The organism is Pseudomonas sp. UBA6562 (assembly GCF_002434265.1).
GTDB lineage: Bacteria > Pseudomonadota > Gammaproteobacteria > Pseudomonadales > Pseudomonadaceae > Aquipseudomonas.
In genome coordinates this window covers 13,686-38,569 of sequence record NZ_DJJS01000003.1, presented here as the reverse complement: position 1 = coordinate 38,569, position 24,884 = coordinate 13,686, and the positions used below count along the sequence as shown (strand labels likewise).

Here is a 24,884-nt window from a genome sequence, read left to right as displayed (position 1 = left end):
TCAGGCGGGCGCGGCGCGGCCAAGCTGACAGCTTTGTAATCTGCGTGTCAGGTGTTCGCCAGCGACGGGTGGGTAGGGTGGCTGCATCGCGTTCCACCGCCATTGGAGTATCCATGAAACCGCTGTTGCTCACCGCTGCCTTGTCGTTGTTCAGCCTCCCGGCCCTGGCCGATACTTTCGCCTTCGGCCAACCGGCGCCGGCCGCCCAGGCCGACCGCACCGTCGAGGTGCTGCTCAAGGACATCGCTTTCGAGCCTTCCAGCCTGCAGGTCAAGGCAGGCGAGACCGTGCGCTTCGTGCTGATCAACCAAGGCAAACTGCCCCACGAATTCAACCTGGGCGACAAGGCCATGCACGTCGAACACCAGAAAGAGATGCTGGCGATGCAAGGGCAGACGTTCGCCGGTGCCGTTCAGCAAGGCAGCGGACACGACGCCATGCAGCATGGCCACGGCGCCCATGCGCATGGTGCGGGCAATACCGTGCTGGTGCAGCCGGGCCAACGTGCGGAGTTGACCTGGACCTTCAGCGCCTCGGCACCCATCGAGTTCGCCTGCAACGTGCCAGGGCATTATCAGGCGGGAATGGTGGGACCGCTGACCATCAAGTGAGACGCAAAGTGGGCAGTGCTTCGAACCAGATACAGACCTGCGTTGCCCGCAACGATATCGGGCGCAAATGCTGGAGCCGTCTACCGTCTGATAAGTCGCAGGGTAGAAGGGCAGCGTTGCGAGCAGCAGTAACCTGCGGTGTCGCGCAAAGCTACCTCAGCCACGGCCGGTCGGGCCAGCTGCCGGGCGGGGTGAAACCCGGTAGAATCGCCCGCATTTGACTCTGCAGGCAGCTTCCCCCATGCATCCTTCCGCCGAACACTCGCCGCTGGGCAAGTCCAGCGAATACATCGCCACCTACACCCCGTCGCTGCTGTTCCCTATCCCGCGCCTGGCCAAGTGGACCGAGCTGGGCGTCAGCGCCCAGGCCTTGCCGTGGCAGGGTGTGGACTACTGGAACTGCTTCGAGCTGTCGTGGCTGCTGCCGTCGGGCAAGCCCGTGGTGGCCATCGGCGAGTTCGCCATTCCTGCCGATTCGCCGAACATCATCGAGTCCAAGTCGTTCAAGCTCTACCTCAATTCCCTGAACCAGACCGCGTTCACCACCAGCGACGAACTGCGCGCCTGCCTGGTGAACGACCTTTCCGCCGCCGCTGGTAAACCGGTCGCCGTGCGGGTGCGCACCCTGGCCGAAGTGGAAGAGGAGGGTACTACCGCTTTGCCGGGCCAGTGCATCGACGGGTTGGACGTGACCATCGACAGCTACGACCACCCGCAACCCGAACTGCTGCGCTGCGACTCCGAGCGCATCGTGCAAGAGACGCTGCACAGCCACCTGCTCAAATCCAACTGCCCGGTCACCAGCCAGCCGGACTGGGGCAGCGTGGTGGTGGACTACCACGGCTCGGCCCTGGACCACGCCAGCCTGCTGACGTACCTGGTGAGTTTCCGCCAGCACTCGGACTTCCACGAGCAGTGTGTGGAGCGCATCTATCTGGACTTGAAGAAACTGCTGAACCCGCAGCGCCTGACCGTCTACGCGCGCTATGTGCGCCGCGGCGGTTTGGACATCAATCCGTACCGCAGCAGCGAGGCCATCGCGCCGCACAACCTGCGATTGGTGCGTCAGTAACCCTTAGCCAAGGACTGGCTGCATAGGCGACAGGGCCTGGGTGTGGCGCCTGCGCCATTTCACCCTGGCCTTACCGTTGGCGGACGCTGGAGCGGCCGCTGCCTCAGATGCCCATGCTATGCAACGAGTTGGCGATGCTACGCAATGTGGCGGTGAGGTCTGGATGTTCGGCTTCGAAACGTTCGATGGCCAGGTTCACACCGTCGACCACGTTGTTGTCGGCCGTCGCTTCTTCGAGTTTGAGCTGCGCTTCGACCTCGCGCGCTTCTGCGTGCAGGTTGGCGACTTCCTGCTCGGACAGCGGCACGTTGCGATCCAGCTGTTCGCGCAGGCTGTTCAGACGCGCTTGCAGTTCGGGGGCGGACATGGGGGCACTCCTTCAATGACGTAAGGCATGGACCTACGCAATCGGCCAAAGGTTTCTGACCTACGGGCAAGCGTAATCCACCCGTCGCCACTTTGCCTGCCCACAGCGCTGGTTTCCACTTGATAGCAAAGCTGTTCATCGGCAGCGGAGGTCTTATACTGGCGCCTTGTCAGGCACCCGCGTTCCAGCGCGTGCCGCCGTGAACCCCTCGATGGAGAAGCATTATGCGTAGGACCGGCGTGATTGATCGCGTCACCCAGGCCTGTATCTGTGCCAGCTTGCTGCTGGCGCCGATCACGGCGACCCAGGCCGCCACCGAGGACGATCCCTGGGAAGCCGTCAACCGGCCGATCTTCAAGTTCAACGACGTGCTGGACACCTATGCCCTCAAGCCCTTGGCCAAAGGCTACCAGGCCATCACCCCACAGTTCGTGGAAGACGGTATCCATAACGTGTTCAGCAACCTGGGCGATGTCACCAACCTGGCCAACGACGTGCTGCAGCTCAAGTACCACGCCGCCGGTGTGGACACGGCGCGCCTGATCGTCAACACCACCTTCGGTCTGGGCGGCCTGATCGACGTCGGCACCCACATGGGCCTGACCCGCAACGACGAAGATTTCGGCCAGACCCTGGGCTATTGGGGCGTGCCGAGCGGCCCGTACGTGGTCATCCCGCTGCTGGGGCCGAGCACCGTGCGCGACGGCCTGGCGCGCTATCCGGACACCTACACCAAGCCGTATCGCTACATCGACCACGTCCCGACCCGCAACACCGTCTTCGCGGCCGACGTGATCGACACTCGTGCGCAGCTGTTGTCGGCAGAAAAACTGATCAGCGGCGACAAGTACGTCTTCATCCGCAACGCCTACCTGCAGAACCGCGAGTTCCGCGTCAAGGACGGCGAAGTCGAAGACGACTTCTGATACGCCCGCGCAACGAGCCGCCGACCTACCGTGCGGCTCAGCGCATTTCCAGGATGCGCAGCCCCAGCTTCTGCTCCCCATCGGGCTGGTCGGCGATCCACACCACTTCCGTGCTCGCTTGCAGGCCCTTGAGCGCGGCATGTTCCGACTCGATGCGCACTTCGATGCGGTCACCTACCTGAAAATGCTGCGGGGCTTGCACCTGCATGCCGCTGCTCGACAGGTCGAGGCACACGGCAGCGACCACTTCGCCGGCATGCAACAGGCTGGCGGCCGTATCGACCCGCATACGGATGAAATCGCGTTTCTCGCTGTAGTTCGGGGGCGTCTGTGACATGGGGCAACCTTCCATCCGGTAGGGCTTGGGAACTTTCTTATAACTCCCGGCGATTTCGCCTGTAAAGTGCGGGAACGTCGCGCCTGCCGCGCTTGAAACGCCTGGCGGATGGGAGTACCGTCTGCGCCTTACAGGGCACTTCTACCCTGGGCAGCCCGCGAGCCCCTCGCACCCTTGTCCAGCATGAGTGGCCAGAGAGAATTCCAGTAGTCGACTGCCAGCCACCTTGCAGCGCTACGCCAACCTATTTCTGGCGCCGTTCGCCCACATGCAGAAAACCAGTGCAACGCTGCTGATCATCGATGACGACGACGTAGTGCGCGAGAGCCTCGCCGCCTATCTCGAAGACAGCGGCTTCCGCGTGCTCCAGGCCAACAATGGCCAGCTCGGCCTGCAAACCTTCGAACAGCAGACCCCGGATCTCGTCATCTGCGACCTGCGCATGCCGCACATGGGCGGGCTGGAGCTGATCCGCACGCTCAACGCGCGCGCGCCGCAGTTGCCGGTCATCGTGGTCTCCGGTGCGGGTGTGATGAGCGATGCCGTCGAGGCCCTGCGCCTGGGCGCGGCCGACTACCTGATCAAGCCGCTGGAAGACCTCGCCGTCCTCGAACACTCGGTGCACCGCGCCCTGGAACGCGCGCGCCTGCAGTATGAGAACCAGCGCTATCGGGACAAACTGGAAGCGACCAACCGCGAGCTGCAAGCCAGTCTCAGCCTGTTGCAGGAAGACCAGACCGCCGGCCGCCAGGTGCAGATGAACATGCTCCCGCACAGCCCGTGGAGCGCGTCGGACTTCGCCTTCGAGCACCAGATCATTCCGTCGCTCTACCTGTCGGGCGATTTCGTCGACTACTTCCGTGTCGACGAAAAGCGCATCGCCTTCTACCTGGCCGACGTGTCCGGGCATGGCGCTTCGTCGGCCTTCGTCACCGTCCTGCTGAAGTTCATGACCACGCGGCTGCTGTTCGAATTCAAGCGCAACAGCGCCTTGCGCGACTTCAAGCCGTCCGACGTGCTGGGCCACATCAACCGTGGCCTGATCAACTGCAAACTGGGCAAGCACGTGACCATGGTCGGTGGTGTGATCGACGAAGACACGGGCCTGCTGACCTACGCCGTCGGCGGCCACCTGCCGCTGCCGGTGCTGTACACCCCCGACCAGGCGCGCTATCTGGAAGGGCGTGGGCTGCCGGTGGGCCTGTTCGAAGAGGCGACCTACCAAAACCACGTCGTGGAGCTGCCGCCGCAGTTCAGCCTGACCCTGCTGTCGGACGGCATCCTGGACCTGTTGCCAGGAAGTACCCTGAAAGAGAAAGAAGCTGGCTTGCCCGAGGTGGTCAAGGCAGCGGGCGGCAGCCTGGATGGCCTACGCCGACGATTCGGATTGTCTACGCTTGGGGAGATGCCGGATGATATCGCCCTCTTGGTGCTGAGCAGGAACCTGCAATGAGTACTGGAAGAATCCAGTTTGCCGAAGAAACCGGCACTTTCGTGCTGAAGTTCGTCGGTGAAGTGCGTCTGACCTTGTGCACGGCCCTGGACGCCACCATCGAGAAGATCTTCAGTTCGTTGAGTTTCTCCAACATCGTCATCGACCTGACCGAAACCGAAAGCATGGACAGCACTACCCTGGGGTTGCTGGCCAAGCTGTCGATCCTTTCGCGCCAGAAGGTCGGTCTGCTGCCGACCGTGGTCACCACGCACCCCGATATTTCGCGGCTGTTGCAGTCGATGGGCTTCGACCAGGTGTTCAACATCGTCGATCACCCGCTGCCCTGCCCGGAATGCCTGGACGAGCTGCCACCGCAGGACCAGAGCGAAGATCTGGTGCGCGCCAAGGTGCTCGAAGCGCACCGCATCCTGATGGGCTTGAACGACTCCAACCGCGAGGCGTTCCGCGACTTGGTCAATGCGCTGGAGCGTAGCTGACCGGCACCTGGCGCTTGGTTTCCACTCCTTCCCACACCTGCGCCCATCTGGCCAGATACTACCCGCCTGCACTGGTGTGGGTCCCCGCACCCTCTAGAATTCCGTAGCCGGCGTTGCCGATGACGAGCGCCAGCAACAGGCTCTGGCGTTGGGTTCACCTTGCCCCCGTCTGACTCGAATTCGTCATAGCACCTGGCTGCGTACGCTCGGTCGCAAGTCTTCGGTATGGCCTGGCGCCTGGGCATTCGAGGCGACAGCGCCCGCTGCCCAAGAAGGCGCGGGCTACGAGTGGCACGCTGGAAAAACCACTCACACAGGTTGAATGATTTTGCCATTGCTTCGCTGCGGGGCTACGGCCGATCCTCTTGGGCGATACGCCCAACAACAATAAACAGGTGCCGTGATGCGTGACTATCAATCCGCAGTGCTGGACTTCGACTATCGGAACGCCGCCGAGGCTGACTTGCAGGGCACGCTCGACGCGCTCAATGCCTGCGTCGAATGTTGCGATCGCCATGCCGAGCACAACGCCATCGCGCTGTACTACGAAGCCCAAGACGGCAGTGCGGCGCAGTACACCTATGCCGAGCTCGAGGAACAGGCCGCCCGCTTCGGCAACCTGCTGCGCGAGCAGGGGGTGAAGCCGGGCGACCGGGTGGCGGGCCTGCTGCCGCGCACGGTCGAGCTGCTAGTGGTGGTGCTCGGCACCTGGCGGGTCGGCGCGGTCTATCAACCGCTGTTCACCGCGTTCGGGCCCAAGGCGATCGAACAGCGCCTGGCCTGCTCGGGCGCGCGCTGGATCGTCACCGACCTGCACAACCGCCCCAAGCTCGATGAAATCGCCGCCTTGCCTACGATATTGCTGGTGGGCGGCACGGATACCGATACGGGCCTGGATTTCTGGGGCAGCCTCGCGCGGCAGAGCGCCGTGTGTAGCCCCCTGTTGCAGCCAGCCACGGCGCCGTTCCTGCTGATGTGCACCTCGGGCACTACGGGGCCGGCCAAGCCGCTGGAAGTGCCGTTGAGCGCCATCCTGTCCTTCAAACGCTACATGCGCGATGCCATTGGCCTTGAGCCCGGCGAGCCGTTCTGGAACCTGGCCGATCCCGGCTGGGCGTATGGTCTGTACTACGCCGTCATCGGGCCATTGGCCTGTGGCCACGCCACGCTGTTTTACAACGGCCCGTTCTCGGTCGAAAGCACCTGCCGGGTGATCGACAAGTACGCCATCGGCAACCTGGCCGGCTCGCCCACGGCCTATCGCCTGCTGATCGCGGCACAATCACAGTTCGCCGACGGCGTTCGCGGGCGCCTGCGGCGGGTCAGCAGCGCGGGCGAACCGCTCAATCCTCAGGTGATCCGCTGGTTCGCCGAACAACTGGGGGTCGTCATCCATGACCATTACGGGCAAACCGAACTCGGCATGGTGCTGTGCAACCACCACGGTCTGGACCATCCGGTGCGCGAGGGCTCGGCCGGCTACGCCTCGCCGGGCTACCGCGTGGTGGTGCTGGACGACGCCCAGCGCGAGCTGCCCGCTGGCCAGCCGGGCACGCTAGCCATCGACCGCGAACGCTCGCCGGCGTGCTGGTTTCGCGGCTACTTCGGCATGGCCACCAAGGCCTTCGTCGGGCGTTATTACCTCAGCGGTGACGTGGTCGAGCTCAACGACGACGGCAGTATCAGTTTCGTCGGGCGCGACGACGACGTCATCACCACCTCCGGTTACCGGGTGGGCCCGTTCGATGTCGAGAGCGCGCTCATCGAACACCCCGCGGTGGTCGAAGCGGCCGTCGTCGGCAAGCCCGATCCGCAGCGCACCGAAGTCATCAAGGCCTTCGTGGTCCTCGCTCCACAGCACCTGCCCAGCCCCGAGCTGGCCGAAGCGCTGCGCCTGCATGTGCGGCATCGTCTCGCCGCCCATGCCTATCCACGGGAGATCGAGTTCACCGAGCAGTTGCCCAAGACGCCCAGCGGCAAAGTGCAGCGCTTCATCCTGCGCAACCAGGAAATCGCCAAGCAGCGCGCTGTCGACGCCTGAGGGGCGCGCATGGAGGTGAGATGGGGTTCAGGAGGCTATTGGGCCTTGCCGGGGGGCTGAGCCTGCATGTTCAGCCAGCAGTGCCGGTGCTGTGCCTCAAACGCCGCTCTTGCCTACGAACTCCGTCTTCGCCGTGCCATCCGCATTCAGCTGGTACACCCGCGCCGGCCGCCCATTCTCGTCGAAGAGCACCTGCCCCAATCCTGCGCTGTTCCACAGCCTTTCCCCCGCCTGACAATTGCTCGGCGTGCGCGGCTCGACCTGCATCTTGCGCCGTTTGGTGAAGCCGTTCAGCGGCGAATGCGGCGCGTACAGCCAACGGTTCAACCGGTCCAGCACGTCCAGCAAACGCTTGGGAAACTGGTTCTTGATGCCGCTGCTGGTCACCTGCCACAAATGCGGGCTGCGCTGGCGATCGCGAATCAGCACTTCATAGACGAACGAGTAATGCACGTCGCCCGACAAAATCACGTAATGCCCCGGCGTGCGCGAGTGGCGAAAGATATTGAGGATGGTCTGCGCGCCCTCGCGGTGCGCCATCCAGTTCTCCGCATCGACCAGTAATGGATACCCCAGCCAGCTGAACACCCGCTGCACCGTCTCGATCAGCTTCACCCCGAAGATCGGTGCGGGCGAGACGATCACCGCCGACGGGTGGTCCAGCAGCGCCTGCTGCAACTCGCACAAGCCCTCCCAGTCCAGCAGCCCCGAGGGTTTGTGCGGGTGGTCCTCGTTGCGCCAGCGCCGCGTGCGGGTATCGAGCACCAGCAGCGGCGGGTCGCTGGCGATCTGGTAGTGCCAGCCCTGGAAGTGCAGCAGGCGTTCGATCAGCGCGTCCTGCCGCGCAGCGTCGAGGGTCGAGCCACTGTGCAGCAACTCGTTGGCGCCTTCGACCAACGGCCCGCAACGCTGCGGATCGTTGCCCCAACCTTGGCACAGCAGATAGCCCAGCAGCGCATTGCCGATGATCCGCCGCGAGAACGGGTGGCCGTAAGCGGTCTGCTCCCACAGCGCCGACAGGTTCCAGTCGTCGGTGATGTCGTGGTCGTCGAAGATCATCAGGCAGCTCAGGTGCGCCATGACCCGCGCCACCCGATCCAGCCCGCGGCTGAAGGCGTGCACGTGCGGCAGCTCGTCGCTGTAGCGCTGTTGGTGTTCTTCGCTGAGGCCTGCCGGCATGCGCAATTCGATCAACGACCACGGCACCGGCGACCACACCAGCACATACATCGCCATCACCTCGGCGAAGCTGACCAAGTGGTTGTCGGCGTTGCTCGACGAAAAGATCGGCTTGCGCTTGCCGCCGAAGAAGCGTCGCTTCAGGCCCTCGTTGCCAGGGTTGCTCGGCAGCAGCTCCGCACGCCGGTAGTAGCTGGAAACATCACCATGCAGCGCCTGGCTGTGCTCGATCCGCGCACCTTCCAGCACCTCGTTGAACAGCCCCAGGCGCTCGATCAGCTGATGGACGGCCTGCAACATCGGCCCGGCCACATCGTCCACGTACACCTGATCCCCGGTCATCAACAGCGCCGCCGGCCGTTGCTGCGGCTCAGTGCAGGCCTGCAGCAGGTCGTCGGCGCACAGTAGGCCGTCGTTGGCCGGGTGGTGTGGCTTGCGACAGGAACCGTGCAGCAACTGGTCGAAACGCCCGCGCAGCACCAGGTTCGGCATCGACTGGCCGGGGTAGAGCAGGTGCGCCGCCCAGTCCCGCACGCCCCCCAGGCCCGGCACCTGCACGTCGTAGGCGAGCAGGGTGTCGACCGGTAGTGGCGTGTCGAAGGCGACCTCCAGCAAATGCACGAACGCGTGCTGCCCGATCGGCACCAAAGTGCAGGTGGTCTCGCAGGGGTGTCCCGGCAGGTGGACGACAGGCGCCAGCGCACGGGTCGCCACCAGCCAGATCGCCAGGCGCCGAGGTTCGAGCCGCCGCAGCACGGGGCCGGCGAGGATGCACGGGAGGGGAGAAGTCATTGCGCTATCGACTGCGGGGAGAGAGAAGAAGGGCGCTTACGCGCTGAAGGCCAAAGGTGCGCCGACGCCGCATGAGGGCATCGGCGCACCCTAACCATCACTGCGCCATCAGCGCTTCGAGTTTTTCCTGGTCGCGGGCGAACTGACGAATGCCTTCGGCGAGCTTCTCGGTGCTCATCGCGTCTTCGTTCAACGCCCAGCGGAACTGGCTTTCAGTCAGTTGCTGCTTGGCTTCGCCGGCATTGCCCGGCTTCAGCACACGCGGCAGTTCGCCTTCGTCTTCGCTGAGCTTTTGCAGCAGTTCCGGGCTGATGGTCAGGCGATCGCAGCCGGCCAGTTGCTCGATCTGGTTGATGTTGCGGAAGCTTGCGCCCATGACCACGGTTTTATAGCCATTGGTCTTGTAGTAGTCGTAGATGCGCGCCACCGACTGCACGCCCGGGTCGTCGGCGCCGGTGTATTCCTTGCCGGTGCTCTTCTTGTACCAGTCGTAGATACGGCCCACGAACGGCGAGATCAGAAACACCCCGGCATCGGCACAGGCTTGCGCCTGGGCGAAGGAGAACAGCAGGGTGAGGTTGGTCTGGATGCCTTCCTTCTCCAGCTTCTCGGCGGCGCGGATGCCTTCCCAGGTGGAGGCCAGCTTGATCAGCACGCGGTCGCGGCCCACGCCGGCCTTGTCGTACAGCTCGATCAGGTGGTGCGCCTTCTTCAACAATGCCGGCTCGTCGAACGACAGGCGGGCATCCACTTCGGTGGAAATGCGCCCTGGGATCTCTTTCAGCAGCCCGCTGCCCACGCTGACCGAGAACTGGTCGCAGGCCGCTTGGACATTGCCTTTCGCGTCGCTTTTGACCTTCCCCAGCATCTCCGCATAGCCTTCCAGGCCGGAGGCCTTGAGCAGCAGGGAAGGGTTGGTGGTGGCGTCTTCCGGCTTGAGCCGGATGATGGCTTCCAGGTCGCCGGTGTCGGCGACCACGGTGGTGAACTGTTTGAGTTGTTCCAGCTTGGAGGTCATGGCGTGCTCTTTCCTTTGCGAGTTCTCGACAGTACCCGACGGTCAGGCTCCGCTCAAGGCGGGTAGGACAAGTCGGATGAGACTGTAGGCTTCGAGTCGGCGCCTCCCGGCTGGTTCACTTCACCGCCCCTGCAACAGCTCAGCGGCCTGGTCCAGCACCGCCAACGGCTCGGGATGCTTGTGGATGTCCGACGACAGCAACTGACGGAAGCGCCGCGCCCCCGGGAAACCCTGGCCCAGCCCAAGGATGTGCCGCGTCACGTGATGCATGGCACCGCCGCTCTCCAGATGCGCGACGATGTACGGCCGCAACTGCGCCAGCGCCTCGGCCCGGCTGATCACCGGCGTGGTGCTGCCGAACAACTGCTGGTCGACCTCGGCCAGCAGGTACGGGTTGTGGTACGCCTCGCGACCCAGCATCACCCCGTCGAAGGTCTGCAAATGCGCCTGGCATTCTTCCAGCGTCTTGATCCCGCCGTTGAGCACGATCTCCAGGTCCGGGAAGTCGGCCTTGAGCTGCGCGGCGATGTCGTAGCGCAGCGGCGGCACCTCACGGTTCTCCTTGGGCGACAGACCTTCGAGGATGGCGATGCGCGCATGCACGGTGAAGCTGCGGCAACCGGCATCGCGCACCTGGCCGACGAAGTCGCAGAGTTCGGCGTAGCTGTCGCGGCCGTTGATGCCGATGCGGTGCTTGACGGTGATCGGTGTGGAAACGGCGTCGCGCATGGCCTTGACGCAGTCGGCCACCAGGGCCGGATGGGCCATGAGGCAGGCGCCGATCATGTTGTTCTGCACGCGGTCGCTGGGGCAGCCGACGTTGAGGTTGACCTCGTCGTAGTGGGCGGCTTGGGCGAGCTTGGCGCAGGCGGCGAGGTCGGACGGGACGCTGCCGCCGAGTTGGAGGGCCAGGGGGTGTTCGGCGGAGTCGTGGCGCAGGAAACGGTGCGGGTCGCTGTGGAGCAGGGCGCCGGTGGTGACCATTTCGGTGTAGAGGAGGGTGTGTTTGGAGAGGATGCGCAGGAAGAAGCGGCAGTGGCGGTCGGTCCAGTCCATCATGGGGGCCACGGAGAAACGGCGGCAGGGCTCAGGGCGCGTGGTTTCTGGCTTTGATGCTGTATTTATAGGCATTATTGGTTACGCGTTTATGTACCATTTTCCGGGGTTTTAGGGCATTTTCGGTGTGACGGTGGTACGCTGTACCACCGTAAATTACGCTTGTACCACCGGAAATCATGGCAACGATTAGAGCAAGGAAAAAGGCCGATGGGACGGTTAGCTATACCGTCCAGATCCGCCTCAAGAAAAAGGGTGTCATAGTCTACCAAGAAGCCCAGACATTCGCCCGGAAGCAGGCTGCTCAAGCGTGGGCCAAGCGGCGTGAAACTGAGCTGTCGGAGCCTGGCGCCGTTGATCGAGCCAAGCGTCAGGGGTTAACGGTCAGGCACATGATCGAGCGCTATCTGTTGGAGGCTGAAAGGGCTCGGCCTCTCGGAGAGAGCAAGCGGCGCACGCTTGGCGCCATTCAGCGCAGTCCACTGGGCGACGTGATTGACTCTGACATTTCGCAAAAGGTGCTGGTCGACTACGCGCTGTGGCGCATGGGTCCCGAGGGTGGCGACGTGAAGCCGCAGACCGCTGGTAATGACCTGGCGCACCTCGGCTCGGTACTGTCGCTCGCTCGCGCCGCCTGGGGGTATGAGGTGAACCCCCTTGCTATGAAAGATGCCCGTCTTGTGCTCAAACAGTTCGGCTACAACATGCGCAGCCGCGAGCGAGATCGCCGGCCAACCTTGGCTGAGCTTGATCGGGTGCTTGAGCATTTCTTCGAGATGCTGCAGCGCCGGCCGACAGTGATACACATGCCCAAGGTGATGGCGTTTGCAATCTACTCGACAAGACGCATGGATGAGATCGCCCGGATTCGCTGGGAAGATCTTGACGAGCATCGACAGGCAGTGAAGGTGCGGGATATGAAAAACCCTGGCCAGAAGATTGGCAACGACGTGTGGTGTCACTTGCCCGATGAGGCGTGGCAGATCGTGCAGAGCATGCCCAGAGAGTGCCAGGAAATCTTTCCCTACAACACTGACTCAATCGGTACCGCCTGGGCCAGAGCATGCAGGTTTATGGGTATTGAAGACCTCCACTTCCATGATCTGCGCCATGAGGGAGTGAGTCGGTTGTTTGAGATGGACTGGGATATACCGAGGGTGGCGAGCGTGTCGGGACATCGAGACTGGAACTCGATGCGGCGTTATACGCATTTACGCGGGCGCGGGGATCGGTACAAGAATTGGATATGGTTAGAGCAGATTATTCAGGCCCAAGTCAATCTAGGCGGACGCGTTGCATAGCTGGCTATTCAGGCGTGCGCGATTATTGTTGGCAGCTTTTGGCCCAAAGCTGCCCTTCACTGAAGCAGCAATCAGCGAAAAGCGCTAACTTTAGCGAGGTTGTCACCAGCTATGCGCGACCACGAGAAGGTGTCTATTATCATGGGTAAAGCTCCTCGTGATCAAAGCGGATTAGGCACGGCGCTATCCCATCGTAGCTAGACTTGACGCCCTTGCAACATGGTAATTTTTACTCCATGGAAAGACATCAAGTTAAACCATGCCTCATCGGAGGGCCAGCCAGTGCGGTAGTCACTACTTGCTCACCGATGTAAGTGCTCAAGAGCTGGCTGGCTCCAGGCAAGCGGCTACAGCGAGATCGTTGATTAGGCTTACCCGCTGAGAGTGAGCCAGCCCTTCGATGAATCCCGCGCTCAGGAACACCACGGTCAGTTCTCGATCGGGGTCCACCATCCACATGGTCGATCCGCCTCCCACTGCGCAGTAAGCTTTGGGCGAAGCGAGTTGGCCGGTTGGGACCATATGGTGCCCCTCTCCGCGAGAATAGCCGCCGAGCAGGGAAAAATTCGCTCGGAGTTGCGGTAGGTCATGTTCGATGCAATAACTGATCCAAGCATCATTAGTTAAATCGCCGCAGTGATTACGGCTTGCATACTCGACCATTGCATGTGACATCAAGCGATAGCTGTCATTGCTTCCACCGCGGCGAAGCGTCTCTGCAAAGCGGAAGGTATCGATCGCAGTAGTATACGCGCCACCGGCAGGCATCTCTGCGCCTTCACTCGCCAACTGATTTAAGAACTGCGCTGTAGCGGCACTATTAGGTGTTGTCATCTTCTCAGTGAATGAAACATCTACTCTACGAAGGTCGCTTTCAGCAGAGCCGTAGCGCGTATCGATCATGGCTAACGGCCGGAAGAGCTCATCAGCAGCGATTTGAGCAAAGCTGCGCTTCTTCGAGTCCAGGGTTGTCAAGATTTTCGCGCACACAGCGTGACCGGCAAACGGTGCATAACATACCCGTTCTCCTGGTACGTATTCGACTGGCTGAGATGCAACTGCCTGATACATCTTCTCGAGGTTAATGATGTCGGTCGCTTTATAAGGGGCAGGCGGAACCAGCTTGCTATAAATACCGGCTTGATGGCACAATAATTGGAAAATAGTGATATTTTTCTTACCACCGGTAGAGAATTCCGGCAAGATCTTTCCCACCTTTGTATCTAGTGTAAATTTTCCTTGATCTATTGCTCTGAGCGTTAGTGCTGCTGTGAAAGACTTCGCTAGGGACATTGACAGATATAAATCATCATTTTTTGCGTTACGACCTGGCGCCACCGTCCCGATACTTTGGTGAAGAGCAATTTTTCCATGCCTTGCTACGAGAACAGTAGCTCCAAATATTAAACCTTGTGAAATGTCGCCTTCAATGGAGGTGATAATTCTTTGCAAGGCCTGTGCATCCATACCGGCAGATTCTGCATCGTTTGGGTAGGTGGAAATGGGCATAAAGGTCTCCTGATGACTGTAGTGACCGATAAATCCTAACGGCCGCGCAGCATCCCGTCGACCAATGAAAATTGCTATGCCCGTGGGTTTATGCATACGCAACTTGCCTTTGTGTATGCTTAAGTTTACATTAGACTTTCACGCGATTTGATCTCGGTACACATCATGAGCACCGATCTGCGGGTTGTAAAAACCCATCGAAATATTCGTAATGGACTAGTGGAGCTCTTACGCACAAAAGATTTTAATGAGCTCACAGTGCAAGAGCTTCTTAAGGTTGTAATGATAAATCGGGCAACGTTCTATAAGTATTACCGGGGTCTAGATGACTTGGCTGGCCAGATGATAAAAGACTTCAAGGCTATGTTCGCTGAAGCCTTGCGGCACAGATTTGACTTGGTTGATAGAGAGCGATTTTTGGGAGAGATCTCTCCTGATCTTTTCAGTAAGAAAGATCTAGTCATGGCATTGTGGAAAATCAAGACAGCGCGACATAACCTTTACAACGACATGATGCACATGATCAAGAATGCGTATTCTTCGTATGCTGATGATCGCGACGTGCTCTCAGAAAATGTAGATTACCAGGCAACGATCTTTGCAACACTTGCGCTTACTACTATCCAGTACTATCTGGAAAGGAATCAACCCATTCCTGTGAAGAAAGTATATGAGCAATGGAGTGAGATCATATTGCTGACCAAGCTTTAAGCTTACTAGCGCATTAGGTAAACCTCCGTTTGACCGCGCCGCAGACCGACAGTTTGTGACGCTCTAACCTTGCGCCTTTGGCTACATCGACGTTCTCAACCTAGGCGATGAGCGCCATATTGCTGATGTGGCGGTTACCGGCACTCTAAATATGAGCTCTGCGATTTTCAATCCTGGTACAGGCCTAGAGGGTTTCTTTTAGTTGGTGACCACCATCAGAGGGCGCTGCGATCAGACGAAAGGCCAAGCGTAATGATTGGCGCGCTGGCTTTCTTGCTCTCAGAATCCAAGCCCGCGCAGATGCCTATCATAGGTCGATAGCCGCTCTTCATGGGGCGGCTATCAGCGATGGTGGGCTTATTAATACAACGGCCGGCTCAAGCGGGTGAAAGTGTAGAGCCTGTGAAGCCTAAAGACGTAAATAAACAAGATTTCCGATTAGCCTGCGCCTAGAATTCTATTCAACTGCGCATACTCTTTCCGTGCGGCATCTCGCTGCTGATCCAGATACTGAGCCAAGTCCGATATATGGATTCCTCTGGCGCTCTTCTGACTTGGTTCGAGTCGAGTGATTGGCAGTTTGATCTTTCCGGTCAGCACCTTACGTTGAAACATATCGGGCGTGAGGTGAGTGAAATAGTCACCGCAGACACGCTCTAGTGAGATGATCGCTTGGCCGTTGTACTGAGCCATAAGCACGAAAGCGGTATTCATCGCGGTACCCTCCTGGCAATTACAGCGGGCGCGACCTGCTGCTCGCCATTCCTTACAGCTTCGAGCTTGCTTGAGTAGACGCCCGAACGACTTAGCCAAACCGTTGAGGAAGAGCGATCCACTGCTTGACCGATAACCTGGGCAAGCTGCTGGAAAACTTCTTCTGCAATTAACTCTGGTGCAAATTCCCCATAGCCACTCACTGTTCCAATTGCGCAGGCTAATGACTCCGCAGTGAATGTTACGGATTCGATGTAGGATAATTGCGCGTTGGAATGGCTCATGCGGCTTCTCCTGTTTCGGTAGTAGCGATTCCATTCCTGATTTCGCTCTGCACTCGAAGCGCGAGTCCGCGCAAGTCAGTGGCCTGCTGCTCTGCACGCCTGACCCAGGCTTCCGCCCCTTTCATCTGCGACCAAGTTCGCAAAGCTAACTTAAGCGTCTCGCATGCGCTAACCAGTGTGTCGAAGTCCGCTCGCGCCACCGCCAGACCGGTGTAGGACATGATGCGTTTCTCAAGCTCAGTGATGGTGCGCTTGAGGTTGGCGACAGTGTGATGCTCGGGCTGTTCGGCCTCGAGGTTGACTAGCGATTCGTCCAGCTGGGCATGCATAACCTGCCAAGACTCGTCGATTGGGCTCAGGAATCCGGCTTGCTGCAGGGCGGCTTCAATCACCTGTGCCATATGCTCTGAGGCGGCATAGGTACCGGCTTGCTCAACAAGTCTCGCTTCCATTACAGCGACGATGCGGCTGACGGCGGACGGGTTCGTATACCCCTCGACAGGCTGCGCGTGCGGGCGATTTTCAGCGATCAGCGTTCCTTTAGCAGGCGCTGCCTCGCGCAGCTTTTCGTGGGGTATCAGTGCCTCGGCAGAGTTGCTGGAGGGGTGAATAATGCCTGCTGCTTGGCAGCAGAAGCTCTTTGTTTTTTGTGCGTCGACATGACAGGCTTCACGGAGCGAAGCGGGAGTGGCCTCAATGTCGTCCTGTGCTGTCGCGTGCCCGCTTCCCTCCGGGGTCAAGTCTTGTGGTGGTATCCCCAAGGTGGTACGGCGTTTGGCATCGCTCGATTGGATATCGAAATGCAAGCCGCGTTGGTGGGGGTGTCGGCCTGTTTTTCTGCCTACAAAATAGGTGTAGGCACACAGCCCGACTGTGAAGATGCTGATGACAATGAGGACGATGACCTGTTGTGTGGTCATGGGTATTACTCCTTGTGGTATGCGGGCCGGTGGTGGCGGCCCTTGCTGGGGCTGTTACTACTTTTCTTGCTCGAGCTGCCGAGATTGCTTTTCATCCGCTAGGTAAGCCCTGCTATCGATGAGTGCAGCGACATGCCGGATGTGGGCGAACTTCGGCGCTTTTTGACTACTGTCCAATGTGGTGACTGGCAGGCTGATTCGGCCGACCTTCAACTGCTCAGCGAAGGTGTCCTCGTTGAGGTTTCGGAAGTACTGCACGCGCACTTTGTCGAGCGGGATAAGCACGTCGCCGAAGGTTCGGTACAGCAATTCCACGGTGCTTGCATCGGGCGCATGCGGGAGTCGCAGCGCCAGTTGGTCAAGGTTGCTCATTAGGTTGATGGCTCTGCCTGAGCTTGTTGCGTGACGGGTGGTTCCAGCTGATTTCGCAGTGCTTGCGCACCAGATCCCGCCAGGCCTCAGGAACGTTCTGGAGCGCTGCATTACGCTCCGCCCGGCTCCTGACTTGCAGAATCTGAGCTGCGTATTGCCTAGGCTGCATACCGAGGATCTTCTGGGGGAGTCGGAAGCTGGAGCTGCAGGCGTTCAGCAAGCCAGATGATCCCGGCCTGCTTTACACGCGTTGATTCGCTGTACTGCATGCCTGCCTTTGGGTGGTACCAGCTGCCTTCCTTGACTCGCAGATATTCGCGGTCGCGGGTCCGATAACGCGGGAGGTTTGTATCGTCCAGTAGGCCTTGCTCGCGCATCTTGCGGATCAGGGTGTTCCGAGAGATGCCAAACACTTTTGCAGTCTGCGCCAACGTCCTCTCCATGCATCCTCCTAGGCCGCTCGAGTGAGCAGCAGATCTGCATGTGAGAGTTCAGCGGTATCGAGCTGGCCGTTGGCAATAGCTTCGAGATGACGCGCGAGGGTCGCTGCGGTGCTGGTCGTGTTGGCACGCAGCGTCAGGCGATTCACGGTAAAGCCTATGCGGATCTCTATACAGACTTGCTCGTCGAAAAGCTCGGTCTGAAGCAACGCGGTGACGGTTTCACCAGTGATCCGGTTGCGCAGGGTGTGGGTGAACGTGCCGTTCAGGTTCGACTGGGCCTTCAGGCGGATCAAAGCGGCTGGGCTGGCTGCAAAGCTCATGCTGCGAACCCTCCGTTACCAGGCGTGGTAGGGGAGGGCGCCACCGAGAAACGCGCGCGATTCGAGCGCGCGAAAACGCAGCCATGATCCTTGGCCAGTCGACGGATTTTGAAGATTAGTTCAGGTGATGCAGCGGCCGGATGGACGTGCAGAGAAGCAGTGGTGTGCATAGTGAAGCCTCACTCTGTGGTGGAAGAGTGAGGCAAATATCAACCGCTGGTTGTTTTGTGTCAACCGTATTTTGATATTGGTTGTGGAATCTGGTTGAGATTACTCAGGTATGAACGACCCTACGATCTTGCCGCAGATGTGCGTTTCCTCAGTGATGTCAATGATCGGATACTGAGGATTGATGGGCTTGAGGAATTGGCGTCCAGCATCGGCAACCAGGACCTTGAATGTGACCTCGTTGGTGCGTGGCACGCGTGCCACTACCCGATCACCAGTGTTCGCTTCGACTTCTGGATCTACAAAGATGATGCAGCCAGCGGGATAGCTGCGGCCTGGGCCTGGATTAGTCATGGAGTCGCCAAGAACCTTCAGTGCATAGCCAGCTTCGCTGATTGGTACGGGACATGACAGCCAATGGTCTGCTTGGTATGCCTCAAAGTTGGAAAATGCCTCGCACCATGCCCCGGCTTGGACCCACGATATGAGTGGCACCTTTCCATACCGCTCAGAGATCTGTTGGACGTTCGAGTCATCAACTGTTGATTCAGAGTTGGACGAAGCTTCACCAGTCGCGGCCCTAGCTTTGGGAAGCACTCCATACTCCAGCCACTCGCGCCGGATTCCAAGCCAATTGCACAGCGCTGCCATGCTGTCAGCTTCCGCGATAGCCTCGGCATTCAGCCATTTGCTGATCGCCTGAGTGGTTTTGTTGACGCCTGCCGCTCTGAGGTGCTTTTGAACATCGACACCACGGCCTCGACCTCTGACACCGGCCCCATCAAGCGCTTCGTGTAGACGTGCACTAAATGCGGCACGCAGCTTAATTCTATCAACCATGAGTTGATGGTTGCACGAAGCTTGCGCAATAGTCAGTTGATCTATAATATCAACTCCGGGTTGATAAAAGGAGGTTGATTATGATGCGGCCCGAAGACTTTCCAAGCGCAATCGCGTTCGCTTTTGAAGCGGTAGGCGGTATCGGCGCTGCTGCAAAGGTTTGCGGCAGAAGCTACCAGGCGCTGAACAAGTGGCGGCTAGCTCAATCGCTGCCGCGAACCGACTACACCGGCGAGACAGCTTATGCCGAGAGGCTTGCAAGCGCTGCCGTAACCAAGGGCAATCCATTTGAGGCATCTTGGCTAAGAGAATCAGCTTCCCCAATCAAGCAACGTACCGCCTAGAAAAAAGGCGACCCGAAGGTCGCCCAGTTTCCCCCGGCATTACCACCACAGTGCAACCGGGACGCGTCCAGAGGAGATGGGCACACCACTGCAACCATCTACCCCGACCGCGTGATCCCTGACACGGATGTCAGAGGCCGCTTTCTCCACCACAGAGTGAGCGGCGACAGCGGAGCGGCTTTTGGCTGCTCCTGAGTGACTCTCTCAAGCCACGCGGCGAGTTTATCACTGGCACCTTGAGCAGGCACTGGCAGGATTTGTGACCTAATGCCACCAGCCAGTGCGGATGTTGTTGATCGTCATAAAGAGTCGGCACCACCACACGCCGTTGAGCGGCCGCAGGATCGGAAAGACGGCTGAGGCTTTACTAACGGCCTGCTTTGCTCGCACCGCCCAGGCACGGAGCCTGGGTCAATCTCCCTCACCACGGGAGACGACCGTTATACCGGGGACAATCGCAGGAGCGATTTCCTTGGTTAGAAGCCGTATCAGCTATCGCTGCCCGGCAACCAACTCTCTCAACGCTATGCGGCGCGACCACCACTGCACGCCGCAGGCACTGGCTACCTGAAAGGACACCGCCATGAGCCGAATCGCCATGAGCTGCACTGACCGCGCAAAGCGGGAGGTGCTATCACTTGAACTCGCGCTGTATCACGCTGTGCGGGAGTATCCAGGCGGTGCCGCCGCCATTGCCGCTACCACCGGCCGCAATCCCACCACGTTGCAGCACAAGCTTTCACCCACCCATCCCTCTCATGCCGTAAACATTCAAGAGTTCGGGGAGATCCTCGAACTCACGCGTGATCCTCGCATTCTTGATTCAGTTCATGCCCTGGTGGGTGACACCATCTGGCAAAGGCTTTCTGACGCCTACACCGGTGATGTACCTGAGACTCTGACGATGGGCTTGGCTCAGTTTTTCCGTCAGGTCGCCACACTGGCCGAAACATGGGCCCATAGCATCGGCGATGGCAAGGTTTGCGACCGCGAACTTGCTGAAATGCAGGAGCAGGTGTTCCGTGGCATTCAAGGTTTGCTAGGCATGTACCGCCGCGCTGAATACGTCCACCAGACAACGCGGGGTGTGACTCATGGCTGATATCGCTGATCTTGCAAACGACCGTGCCCAATGGCACCTCGATCTCGCGCTAGCAGCCAGAGCGCCGGTCCCTGTCCGCGAGTCGCTCAGTGAGTGCCTCGACTGTGACGATGCTATCCCCGAGCCGCGGCGGCTCGCCGTGAAAGGTTGCGTTCGCTGTGCCGAGTGCCAATGTTTCTTCGAGAAGTCAGGGGCTCGACATGCTGGATAAGGTTCTCGATCAGTTGCATGAGTATGGACTGCAGCCCCATCAGCCCCTGGTTTTCGGCAAACTGACACGTTGTCGGACTGAGCAGGACAAGGGCAAGGAAAAGAATGGCTGGTATGTACTGCACGAGCATCTGACCGAAAAGGGGCAGACGCTCGTTTTTGGTAGCTTCGGTGACTGGCGCCTTGGCGAGACGCAGAAGATCAAAACCGACGGCAAGGGACTGACTGCTGAAGAGCGCGAGGTCATGCGCGCCCGCCAGGCCGATGCCAAGCGCCGAGCGGCAGAGATCGCAGCGAACGCAGCGCGTCGAGCGTCCAGCCGCGCCAGCGGGATGTTCAAGCGCATGCCAGACAAAGGGCGCAGTTTGTACTTGGATCGTAAGCAGGTAGTCGGTTTCGGCGTCCGATATGCCCCGAAGTCTGGTGCCGTGCTGATTCCGATGCAGAACGCACAGGATGCCGTCGTCGGCTTGCAGGTGATTTTTCCAGCCGTGCAGGAAGACACTGGCAGGGACAAATCCTACTGGCCACATGGCATGGCGAAGGATGGTGCATTCCACATGATAGGGGGGCATCCCGAGCCTGGAGAGCCCGTGCTGGTATGTGAGGGCTACGCGACTGGCGCAAGCCTGCACATGGCGACCTCTCAAGCGGTCGCGGTTGCCTTCGACGCCGGCAACCTTATGACCGTCTCCAAGCACATGCGCGAGAGGTTCCCTGGTCGGCCAATCATCATCTGCAGAGACGACGACTGGAAAACTACAAGGCCGACCGGCGAGCCCTGGAACCCAGGTGAAGAGAAGGCCAATAACGCAGCGGTGGTGGTGGGCGGTCAGGTGGTCGCCCCGATCTTCTCGGTCGAGCGTGAAGCGAAGTGGACTGACTTCAACGACCTGCATTGCGCCGAGGGGCTGGAAGCTGTCCGCCGGCAAGTAATGGCGGTCATCAAGCCACCGGCAACTGGCGGCTGGAAGGACATGCTGGCCCGGACTGAAAATGGCGCTCTCATCGCACACATGCAGAACGTCGAACTCATTCTCAGTAATGACGAACGCTGGACCGGCGTGATCGGCTACAGCGCTTTCAGCTCTAAGATCGTCAAGTTACGCGCGGCTCCTTACGGAGGTGAGCCAGGCGAGTGGAGCGATATCGATGATACACGCGTGATGAAGTGGTTGGCCCAGCAGTACAACCTTCGTGTCAAAGCGTCGAACGTGGTCGAGGCTGTCAGCGTCGTTGCCCATGACAACGCCTTCCATCCAGTCCGCGAGTACCTGGCAAAGCTCGAATGGGACCGCACGCCTAGGCTTGAGATATGGCTGCACAAGGTGCTGGGTGTCACCAAGAATGACTACAGCGCCAAGGTGGGCAAGCGCTGGATGATCTCTGCCGTGGCGCGCGTGATGAAGCCCGGATGCAAGGCTGACAACGTGCTGATCCTTGAAGGCGCCCAAGGGGCGGGCAAGTCCACGGCCATGAGCGTGCTGGGCGGCCAGTGGTTCATGGACACGCCGTTCACCTTGGGTGACAAGGACGCATTCCAGGCGATCAGGGGCAAATGGATTGTTGAGCTAGGCGAGCTGGACAGCTTCAACAAGGCGGAAAGTACCAAAGCCAAGCAGTTTTTCTCTGCGTCCGTCGACACATATCGCGAGAGCTATGGGCGGAGGACAAGCGACGTGCCACGCCAGTGTGTTTTCGTGGGTACCACCAACCAGGACGAGTATCTCAAGGACGCAACGGGCAACCGTCGTTATTGGCCGGTGGCTTGTACTCGAGTGGATCTGGAGGCTTTGCGCAGAGTCCGTGACCAGCTATGGGCCGAGGCAGTGTTCTGTTACTTGGCCGGGGATATCTGGTGGGTCGCACGCGAGGAGGAAGACCTCTTCACGCGCGAGCAGGAAGAGCGGTTCGTGGTCGACGAGTGGGAGGGGCCGATTCTTGATTGGCTGGAGTCCTCACAGATCGGTGAGACAGTCACTGGAAGCGAACTGTTAAAGGATGCGCTCAGTTTGGACTTTGGGCACTGGGGCAAGCCTGAACAGATGCGGGTCGGTGCAATCATGCACAGACTTGGCTGGCGCAGGCGGCGTATGCCAGCATTGCAAAAAAGTGGTGTCAGGCCCTGGGCATATCAGAAGCCATCGGGATGGGGCACGCCCAGTCCGCTGGAGCAGTCTATCCCTGCCAGGGAGGAATGCTTTTGATCAAGCATATCGATGAAATGCTGAAGCTTTGGGCGCAGGAGCTGCACAGCCCTGAGCCAGTCGGTAGCGGCAGTGGCGGTGGGTGCATGCTCGGGCTTTTGATGGACTGTCGGGGAGACCTGATTCGAGGGACGAGAGGCAGTCGGGTACTGCTGGACGAGTCAGCAGACATTGAGCTCATCGTGAACAAACACCTCGAACCTCAGCTGTACGTCATTATCAGGGAGCACTATTGCAACCATGAAAGTCTGCTCGCGCAGAAGATGGCTTATTGCGGGTGCAGTCGAAAAACGTACTATGACCGACTTCATCAGGCGCATGTTTCAATTGCCGGGCTATTGAAGGGGAAGAGGGCCGCATGATCCGTACAAAGTTGTCCCACTGTCCCGGCGCTGTCCTGCTGCAAATTGCTAAGGCGAGTCAAGCCGAGACCCCGCGCCATGGGCCTTGTCCCGCTGTCCCACCTGTCAGCCTTGGGCGCACATGTGGGGCGCAAGCAGTGCAGTACGCGCGTATTACGCGCAGCGTGTAATCAATCCTTCTTTATACGGGGAGATTGGGTTTAAAAAGTAGGACAGTGGGACAGCCCTTGATTTCAGAGGCCTGCAAGTGTCCCGCCATCTGTATTCCCCATGGGACCAATGGGACGCAGGGTCAGCAACAGATAGCCGGGCAGGTGCATTGCTCTGACATTCGCCAGACATTCCCCGGGCGTTGATCCCTTATTGGCCGGTGGCATTAAAACTCGCTTGCTGCCAGTAAACTCGACCTGTAAAAAGTACCCATCTTCGAGACGTGCGGGCGCACAAAGCAGCCCGCCACACACAGCAAACCCGGCCATCGCGCCGGGTTTTTTGCATTTGGGGGCGGGATGACGAACGAACAACAAGCGCTGGCTGAGATGCCGATCTGGATGGTGATCATCCTGTCCCTGGTCGGCGGAGTGTCCGGCGAGATGTGGCGAGCAGATCGAGCAGGGGCGAGCGGGTGGAACCTGGTCCGCCGGATCGTGCTGCGCTCCGGCGCCTGCGTGGTCTGCGGGGTTGCAACCATCATGCTGCTTTACTCCATGGGCGCTTCGATTTGGGCGGCTGCGGCGTTCGGTTGCCTGACGGCCACGGCCGGCGCCGACGTTGCCATCGGCCTTTACGAACGCTGGGCCGCCAAGCGGCTGGGCGTCTGCGAGGCGCCGCCCCCGCCGGGCGGGCCAGCCCAGTGAGCCGGCTAGGTTTCTGCCGGGGGCCGGGGACCCTGGGGGGTTGGACGGGGTACGGGACGGGAAACCCGCGTTGCTTTGCCGGCGGGAGGATTGCCAGCTTACTGAAATCCAGTCTGCTGAACTTCATTGGCTCGTTACGACGTCAGCCAGGTAGTCCAAAGTGTGCGGTCACAAGGCGGGAGCCAACCGAAAGTACCTCGCCTGCCAAGCCACCCAAGACGCTCTTTGTACCGCTTTTGGTGGCATTAACGAGTTGGTCGCCCAATGAAAGTCCTGCAGATAGGCTTGAGGGTACAGCCTTCAGAGCTTCCAGACCCATTGCGGTCAACACTGCACTTATGAAGCCGCTGCCGTGCGATTGATCTCCGAAGGTGAGGTAGCCCGCTTCGGCTAGCCATTCGATACAGGCTATGAAGAACTCGCCCCGCTCGTTAGGGGTGTCCGCTGCCATGTGTTCATCGAAAGTGAACCCGCCCTCAACAAACTGTTTGATCAATAGATGGCGTGGGACCGGAAAGCTTTCGTACAGCGCGCCGAGCACCTGGCCGGTGATTTCATCAAATTGTTGGATGTTGGAGATGGTCATGTCCTTGACTCCTGAGCAAGAGAAAAAAAGCCCCCAAACCAGGGAGCAGGTAATGCGTTACATCGATATGCAGGTGCATCGAGCTTGCGACCTTATGCGTGCGCGACATTACTGGCAGAAGACGCTGGAGGAAACCCCTAAAGAAGTCCTTGTAGAAGCTTTGAGTCTGGCGCTGGCCACGGGACGTTACCAAGAAAAGCCGCGTAAGCGGTGTTGCCAGTGCGGTTGATACCCCGTGGCCGCAGCCGGTCAGGGAGCCGAGAGATATAGCCGAGGTACGGGGCTGGGAATCCGCATGGGCGA

29 protein-coding genes are annotated in these 24,884 nt (G+C 59.7%); 15 read left to right on the top strand and 14 right to left on the bottom strand.

All coding sequences use genetic code 11. The features are described from left to right. Positions 1 to 113 precede the first annotated feature (113 nt). Positions 114 to 611 (top strand): cupredoxin domain-containing protein, encoded by a 498-nt coding sequence (locus B4M43_RS02880; protein ID WP_296264012.1) that lies wholly within the window; start codon positions 114 to 116, stop codon positions 609 to 611. Between the two features lie 241 nt (positions 612 to 852). Next, positions 853 to 1,683, top strand: a complete 831-nt coding sequence (queF, locus tag B4M43_RS02875; protein WP_296264011.1) for an NADPH-dependent 7-cyano-7-deazaguanine reductase QueF — start codon at positions 853 to 855, stop codon at positions 1,681 to 1,683. 103 nt (positions 1,684 to 1,786) lie between these two features. On the opposite strand, the gene B4M43_RS02870 is transcribed toward queF, so the two are convergent. Beyond that, the gene (locus B4M43_RS02870) at positions 1,787 to 2,050 is read right to left on the bottom strand and encodes a DUF4404 family protein (RefSeq protein ID WP_296264009.1); all 264 of its coding nucleotides are present in this window, start codon (positions 2,048 to 2,050) and stop codon (positions 1,787 to 1,789) included. Between the two features lie 224 nt (positions 2,051 to 2,274). Between B4M43_RS02870 and B4M43_RS02865 the strand changes: the two genes are divergently transcribed. After that, the gene (locus B4M43_RS02865) at positions 2,275 to 2,976 is read left to right on the top strand and encodes an MlaA family lipoprotein (RefSeq protein ID WP_296264007.1); all 702 of its coding nucleotides are present in this window, start codon (positions 2,275 to 2,277) and stop codon (positions 2,974 to 2,976) included. 37 nt (positions 2,977 to 3,013) lie between these two features. On the opposite strand, the gene B4M43_RS02860 is transcribed toward B4M43_RS02865, so the two are convergent. Continuing rightward, positions 3,014 to 3,313 carry a PilZ domain-containing protein gene (locus tag B4M43_RS02860; RefSeq protein WP_296264005.1) on the bottom strand — a complete coding sequence of 100 codons (300 nt, stop codon included), beginning with the start codon at positions 3,311 to 3,313 and terminating at the stop codon, positions 3,014 to 3,016. Positions 3,314 to 3,581: 268 nt separating this feature from the next. Here B4M43_RS02860 and rssB point away from each other — a divergent pair, with 268 nt between their 5' ends. The 3 genes from rssB (at position 3,582) to B4M43_RS02845 (ending at position 7,286) form a co-directional block, all read left to right on the top strand. Beyond that, the gene (gene rssB / locus B4M43_RS02855) at positions 3,582 to 4,766 is read left to right on the top strand and encodes a two-component system response regulator RssB (RefSeq protein ID WP_296264003.1); all 1,185 of its coding nucleotides are present in this window, start codon (positions 3,582 to 3,584) and stop codon (positions 4,764 to 4,766) included. Beyond that, positions 4,763 to 5,245, top strand: a complete 483-nt coding sequence (gene rssC, locus B4M43_RS02850) for an anti-sigma factor antagonist RssC (RefSeq protein ID WP_296264001.1) — start codon at positions 4,763 to 4,765, stop codon at positions 5,243 to 5,245. Before rssB ends, rssC begins: the two co-directional genes overlap by 4 nt. 403 nt (positions 5,246 to 5,648) lie before the next feature. Further along, positions 5,649 to 7,286, top strand: coding sequence for an AMP-binding protein (locus B4M43_RS02845; protein WP_296264000.1), 1,638 nt, complete (start codon positions 5,649 to 5,651; stop codon positions 7,284 to 7,286). Between the two features lie 96 nt (positions 7,287 to 7,382). Here B4M43_RS02845 and B4M43_RS02840 read toward each other — a convergent pair whose 3' ends face one another. From B4M43_RS02840 to dusA, 3 genes are all read right to left on the bottom strand, one after another. After that, the gene (locus B4M43_RS02840; RefSeq protein ID WP_296263998.1) at positions 7,383 to 9,257 is read right to left on the bottom strand and encodes an alkaline phosphatase D family protein; all 1,875 of its coding nucleotides are present in this window, start codon (positions 9,255 to 9,257) and stop codon (positions 7,383 to 7,385) included. Between the two features lie 97 nt (positions 9,258 to 9,354). Continuing rightward, complete coding sequence (gene tal, locus B4M43_RS02835; RefSeq protein WP_296263997.1) at positions 9,355 to 10,275, bottom strand: transaldolase; 921 nt, start codon at positions 10,273 to 10,275, stop codon at positions 9,355 to 9,357. Positions 10,276 to 10,395: 120 nt separating this feature from the next. Further along, positions 10,396 to 11,406 (bottom strand): tRNA dihydrouridine(20/20a) synthase DusA, encoded by a 1,011-nt coding sequence (dusA, locus tag B4M43_RS02830; protein ID WP_296263995.1) that lies wholly within the window; start codon positions 11,404 to 11,406, stop codon positions 10,396 to 10,398. A gap of 104 nt (positions 11,407 to 11,510) precedes the next feature. On the opposite strand from dusA, the gene B4M43_RS02825 reads away from it, so the two are divergent. Further along, positions 11,511 to 12,632, top strand: coding sequence for a site-specific integrase (locus B4M43_RS02825; RefSeq protein ID WP_296263993.1), 1,122 nt, complete (start codon positions 11,511 to 11,513; stop codon positions 12,630 to 12,632). Positions 12,633 to 12,950: 318 nt separating this feature from the next. On the opposite strand, the gene B4M43_RS02820 is transcribed toward B4M43_RS02825, so the two are convergent. Then, positions 12,951 to 14,141 (bottom strand): serine hydrolase domain-containing protein, encoded by a 1,191-nt coding sequence (locus B4M43_RS02820; RefSeq protein ID WP_296263991.1) that lies wholly within the window; start codon positions 14,139 to 14,141, stop codon positions 12,951 to 12,953. Between the two features lie 165 nt (positions 14,142 to 14,306). Between B4M43_RS02820 and B4M43_RS02815 the strand changes: the two genes are divergently transcribed. Beyond that, complete coding sequence (locus tag B4M43_RS02815) at positions 14,307 to 14,852, top strand: TetR/AcrR family transcriptional regulator (protein WP_296263989.1); 546 nt, start codon at positions 14,307 to 14,309, stop codon at positions 14,850 to 14,852. 438 nt (positions 14,853 to 15,290) lie between these two features. Here B4M43_RS02815 and B4M43_RS02810 read toward each other — a convergent pair whose 3' ends face one another. The 7 genes from B4M43_RS02810 to B4M43_RS02780 all read right to left on the bottom strand — a co-directional run bounded on the left by B4M43_RS02810 (position 15,291) and on the right by B4M43_RS02780 (position 18,913). Beyond that, a complete protein-coding gene (locus B4M43_RS02810) occupies positions 15,291 to 15,566 on the bottom strand; it encodes a pyocin activator PrtN family protein (protein ID WP_296263988.1) in 276 nt (91 codons plus the stop codon). Next, the gene (locus B4M43_RS02805; RefSeq protein ID WP_296263986.1) at positions 15,563 to 15,850 is read right to left on the bottom strand and encodes a hypothetical protein; all 288 of its coding nucleotides are present in this window, start codon (positions 15,848 to 15,850) and stop codon (positions 15,563 to 15,565) included. Before B4M43_RS02805 ends, B4M43_RS02810 begins: the two co-directional genes overlap by 4 nt. Continuing rightward, positions 15,847 to 16,770, bottom strand: coding sequence for a hypothetical protein (locus B4M43_RS02800; protein ID WP_296263984.1), 924 nt, complete (start codon positions 16,768 to 16,770; stop codon positions 15,847 to 15,849). The genes B4M43_RS02805 and B4M43_RS02800 overlap by 4 nt, the downstream gene beginning before the upstream one ends. A 57-nt stretch (positions 16,771 to 16,827) precedes the next feature. Beyond that, positions 16,828 to 17,142: a pyocin activator PrtN family protein gene (locus tag B4M43_RS02795; RefSeq protein WP_296263982.1), complete on the bottom strand. Its 315-nt coding sequence runs from the start codon at positions 17,140 to 17,142 to the stop codon at positions 16,828 to 16,830. Between the two features lie 158 nt (positions 17,143 to 17,300). Continuing rightward, the gene (locus B4M43_RS02790) at positions 17,301 to 17,585 is read right to left on the bottom strand and encodes a phage antirepressor KilAC domain-containing protein (RefSeq protein ID WP_296263980.1); all 285 of its coding nucleotides are present in this window, start codon (positions 17,583 to 17,585) and stop codon (positions 17,301 to 17,303) included. 8 nt (positions 17,586 to 17,593) lie between these two features. Beyond that, entirely contained in the window at positions 17,594 to 17,905 is a 312-nt protein-coding gene (locus B4M43_RS02785; protein WP_296263978.1) for a hypothetical protein, read from the bottom strand. Positions 17,906 to 18,175: 270 nt separating this feature from the next. Next, positions 18,176 to 18,913 (bottom strand): LexA family protein, encoded by a 738-nt coding sequence (locus tag B4M43_RS02780; RefSeq protein WP_296263975.1) that lies wholly within the window; start codon positions 18,911 to 18,913, stop codon positions 18,176 to 18,178. Positions 18,914 to 18,993: 80 nt separating this feature from the next. Here B4M43_RS02780 and B4M43_RS02775 point away from each other — a divergent pair, with 80 nt between their 5' ends. The 6 genes from B4M43_RS02775 (at position 18,994) to B4M43_RS02750 (ending at position 23,995) form a co-directional block, all read left to right on the top strand. Next, entirely contained in the window at positions 18,994 to 19,257 is a 264-nt protein-coding gene (locus tag B4M43_RS02775) for a hypothetical protein (protein ID WP_296263974.1), read from the top strand. Between the two features lie 583 nt (positions 19,258 to 19,840). After that, positions 19,841 to 20,359, top strand: coding sequence for a phage regulatory CII family protein (locus B4M43_RS02770; protein ID WP_296263971.1), 519 nt, complete (start codon positions 19,841 to 19,843; stop codon positions 20,357 to 20,359). Then, on the top strand, positions 20,352 to 20,570 hold the full coding sequence (locus tag B4M43_RS02765) for a TraR/DksA C4-type zinc finger protein (protein WP_296263969.1): 219 nt from the start codon (positions 20,352 to 20,354) through the stop codon (positions 20,568 to 20,570). Before B4M43_RS02770 ends, B4M43_RS02765 begins: the two co-directional genes overlap by 8 nt. Then, positions 20,560 to 22,776 carry a VapE domain-containing protein gene (locus B4M43_RS02760; RefSeq protein ID WP_296263967.1) on the top strand — a complete coding sequence of 739 codons (2,217 nt, stop codon included), beginning with the start codon at positions 20,560 to 20,562 and terminating at the stop codon, positions 22,774 to 22,776. Before B4M43_RS02765 ends, B4M43_RS02760 begins: the two co-directional genes overlap by 11 nt. Continuing rightward, positions 22,773 to 23,138: a hypothetical protein gene (locus tag B4M43_RS02755; protein WP_296263964.1), complete on the top strand. Its 366-nt coding sequence runs from the start codon at positions 22,773 to 22,775 to the stop codon at positions 23,136 to 23,138. The genes B4M43_RS02760 and B4M43_RS02755 overlap by 4 nt, the downstream gene beginning before the upstream one ends. A 509-nt stretch (positions 23,139 to 23,647) precedes the next feature. Further along, a complete protein-coding gene (locus B4M43_RS02750; RefSeq protein ID WP_296263963.1) occupies positions 23,648 to 23,995 on the top strand; it encodes a phage holin family protein in 348 nt (115 codons plus the stop codon). Between the two features lie 142 nt (positions 23,996 to 24,137). Here B4M43_RS02750 and B4M43_RS02745 read toward each other — a convergent pair whose 3' ends face one another. Further along, complete coding sequence (locus tag B4M43_RS02745; RefSeq protein ID WP_296263961.1) at positions 24,138 to 24,581, bottom strand: hypothetical protein; 444 nt, start codon at positions 24,579 to 24,581, stop codon at positions 24,138 to 24,140. Here B4M43_RS02745 and B4M43_RS02740 point away from each other — a divergent pair. Further along, positions 24,580 to 24,810, top strand: coding sequence for a hypothetical protein (locus B4M43_RS02740; protein ID WP_296263960.1), 231 nt, complete (start codon positions 24,580 to 24,582; stop codon positions 24,808 to 24,810). The two genes, B4M43_RS02745 and B4M43_RS02740, sit on opposite strands and share 2 nt — an antisense overlap. The last annotated feature ends 74 nt before the right edge of the window (positions 24,811 to 24,884 follow it).

Coding starts and splice junctions, on each gene's coding strand:
- B4M43_RS02760 (WP_296263967.1), top strand. CDS start 20,560: ATGCTGGATAAGGTTCTCGATCAGTTGCATGAGTATGGACTGCAGCCC.
- B4M43_RS02770 (WP_296263971.1), top strand. CDS start 19,841: ATGAGCCGAATCGCCATGAGCTGCACTGACCGCGCAAAGCGGGAGGTG.
- tal (WP_296263997.1), bottom strand. CDS start 10,275: ATGACCTCCAAGCTGGAACAACTCAAACAGTTCACCACCGTGGTCGCC.
- B4M43_RS02805 (WP_296263986.1), bottom strand. CDS start 15,850: ATGAGCCATTCCAACGCGCAATTATCCTACATCGAATCCGTAACATTC.
- B4M43_RS02815 (WP_296263989.1), top strand. CDS start 14,307: ATGAGCACCGATCTGCGGGTTGTAAAAACCCATCGAAATATTCGTAAT.
- B4M43_RS02745 (WP_296263961.1), bottom strand. CDS start 24,581: ATGACCATCTCCAACATCCAACAATTTGATGAAATCACCGGCCAGGTG.
- dusA (WP_296263995.1), bottom strand. CDS start 11,406: ATGCCTATAAATACAGCATCAAAGCCAGAAACCACGCGCCCTGAGCCC.
- B4M43_RS02775 (WP_296263974.1), top strand. CDS start 18,994: ATGATGCGGCCCGAAGACTTTCCAAGCGCAATCGCGTTCGCTTTTGAA.
- B4M43_RS02795 (WP_296263982.1), bottom strand. CDS start 17,142: ATGAGCAACCTTGACCAACTGGCGCTGCGACTCCCGCATGCGCCCGAT.
- B4M43_RS02845 (WP_296264000.1), top strand. CDS start 5,649: ATGCGTGACTATCAATCCGCAGTGCTGGACTTCGACTATCGGAACGCC.
- B4M43_RS02765 (WP_296263969.1), top strand. CDS start 20,352: ATGGCTGATATCGCTGATCTTGCAAACGACCGTGCCCAATGGCACCTC.
- B4M43_RS02810 (WP_296263988.1), bottom strand. CDS start 15,566: ATGAATACCGCTTTCGTGCTTATGGCTCAGTACAACGGCCAAGCGATC.
- queF (WP_296264011.1), top strand. CDS start 853: ATGCATCCTTCCGCCGAACACTCGCCGCTGGGCAAGTCCAGCGAATAC.
- B4M43_RS02785 (WP_296263978.1), bottom strand. CDS start 17,905: ATGAGCTTTGCAGCCAGCCCAGCCGCTTTGATCCGCCTGAAGGCCCAG.
- B4M43_RS02880 (WP_296264012.1), top strand. CDS start 114: ATGAAACCGCTGTTGCTCACCGCTGCCTTGTCGTTGTTCAGCCTCCCG.
- B4M43_RS02750 (WP_296263963.1), top strand. CDS start 23,648: ATGACGAACGAACAACAAGCGCTGGCTGAGATGCCGATCTGGATGGTG.
- rssC (WP_296264001.1), top strand. CDS start 4,763: ATGAGTACTGGAAGAATCCAGTTTGCCGAAGAAACCGGCACTTTCGTG.
- B4M43_RS02780 (WP_296263975.1), bottom strand. CDS start 18,913: ATGGTTGATAGAATTAAGCTGCGTGCCGCATTTAGTGCACGTCTACAC.
- B4M43_RS02740 (WP_296263960.1), top strand. CDS start 24,580: ATGTCCTTGACTCCTGAGCAAGAGAAAAAAAGCCCCCAAACCAGGGAG.
- B4M43_RS02800 (WP_296263984.1), bottom strand. CDS start 16,770: ATGACCACACAACAGGTCATCGTCCTCATTGTCATCAGCATCTTCACA.
- B4M43_RS02840 (WP_296263998.1), bottom strand. CDS start 9,257: ATGACTTCTCCCCTCCCGTGCATCCTCGCCGGCCCCGTGCTGCGGCGG.
- B4M43_RS02865 (WP_296264007.1), top strand. CDS start 2,275: ATGCGTAGGACCGGCGTGATTGATCGCGTCACCCAGGCCTGTATCTGT.
- B4M43_RS02820 (WP_296263991.1), bottom strand. CDS start 14,141: ATGCCCATTTCCACCTACCCAAACGATGCAGAATCTGCCGGTATGGAT.
- B4M43_RS02860 (WP_296264005.1), bottom strand. CDS start 3,313: ATGTCACAGACGCCCCCGAACTACAGCGAGAAACGCGATTTCATCCGT.
- B4M43_RS02870 (WP_296264009.1), bottom strand. CDS start 2,050: ATGTCCGCCCCCGAACTGCAAGCGCGTCTGAACAGCCTGCGCGAACAG.
- rssB (WP_296264003.1), top strand. CDS start 3,582: ATGCAGAAAACCAGTGCAACGCTGCTGATCATCGATGACGACGACGTA.
- B4M43_RS02790 (WP_296263980.1), bottom strand. CDS start 17,585: ATGGAGAGGACGTTGGCGCAGACTGCAAAAGTGTTTGGCATCTCTCGG.
- B4M43_RS02825 (WP_296263993.1), top strand. CDS start 11,511: ATGGCAACGATTAGAGCAAGGAAAAAGGCCGATGGGACGGTTAGCTAT.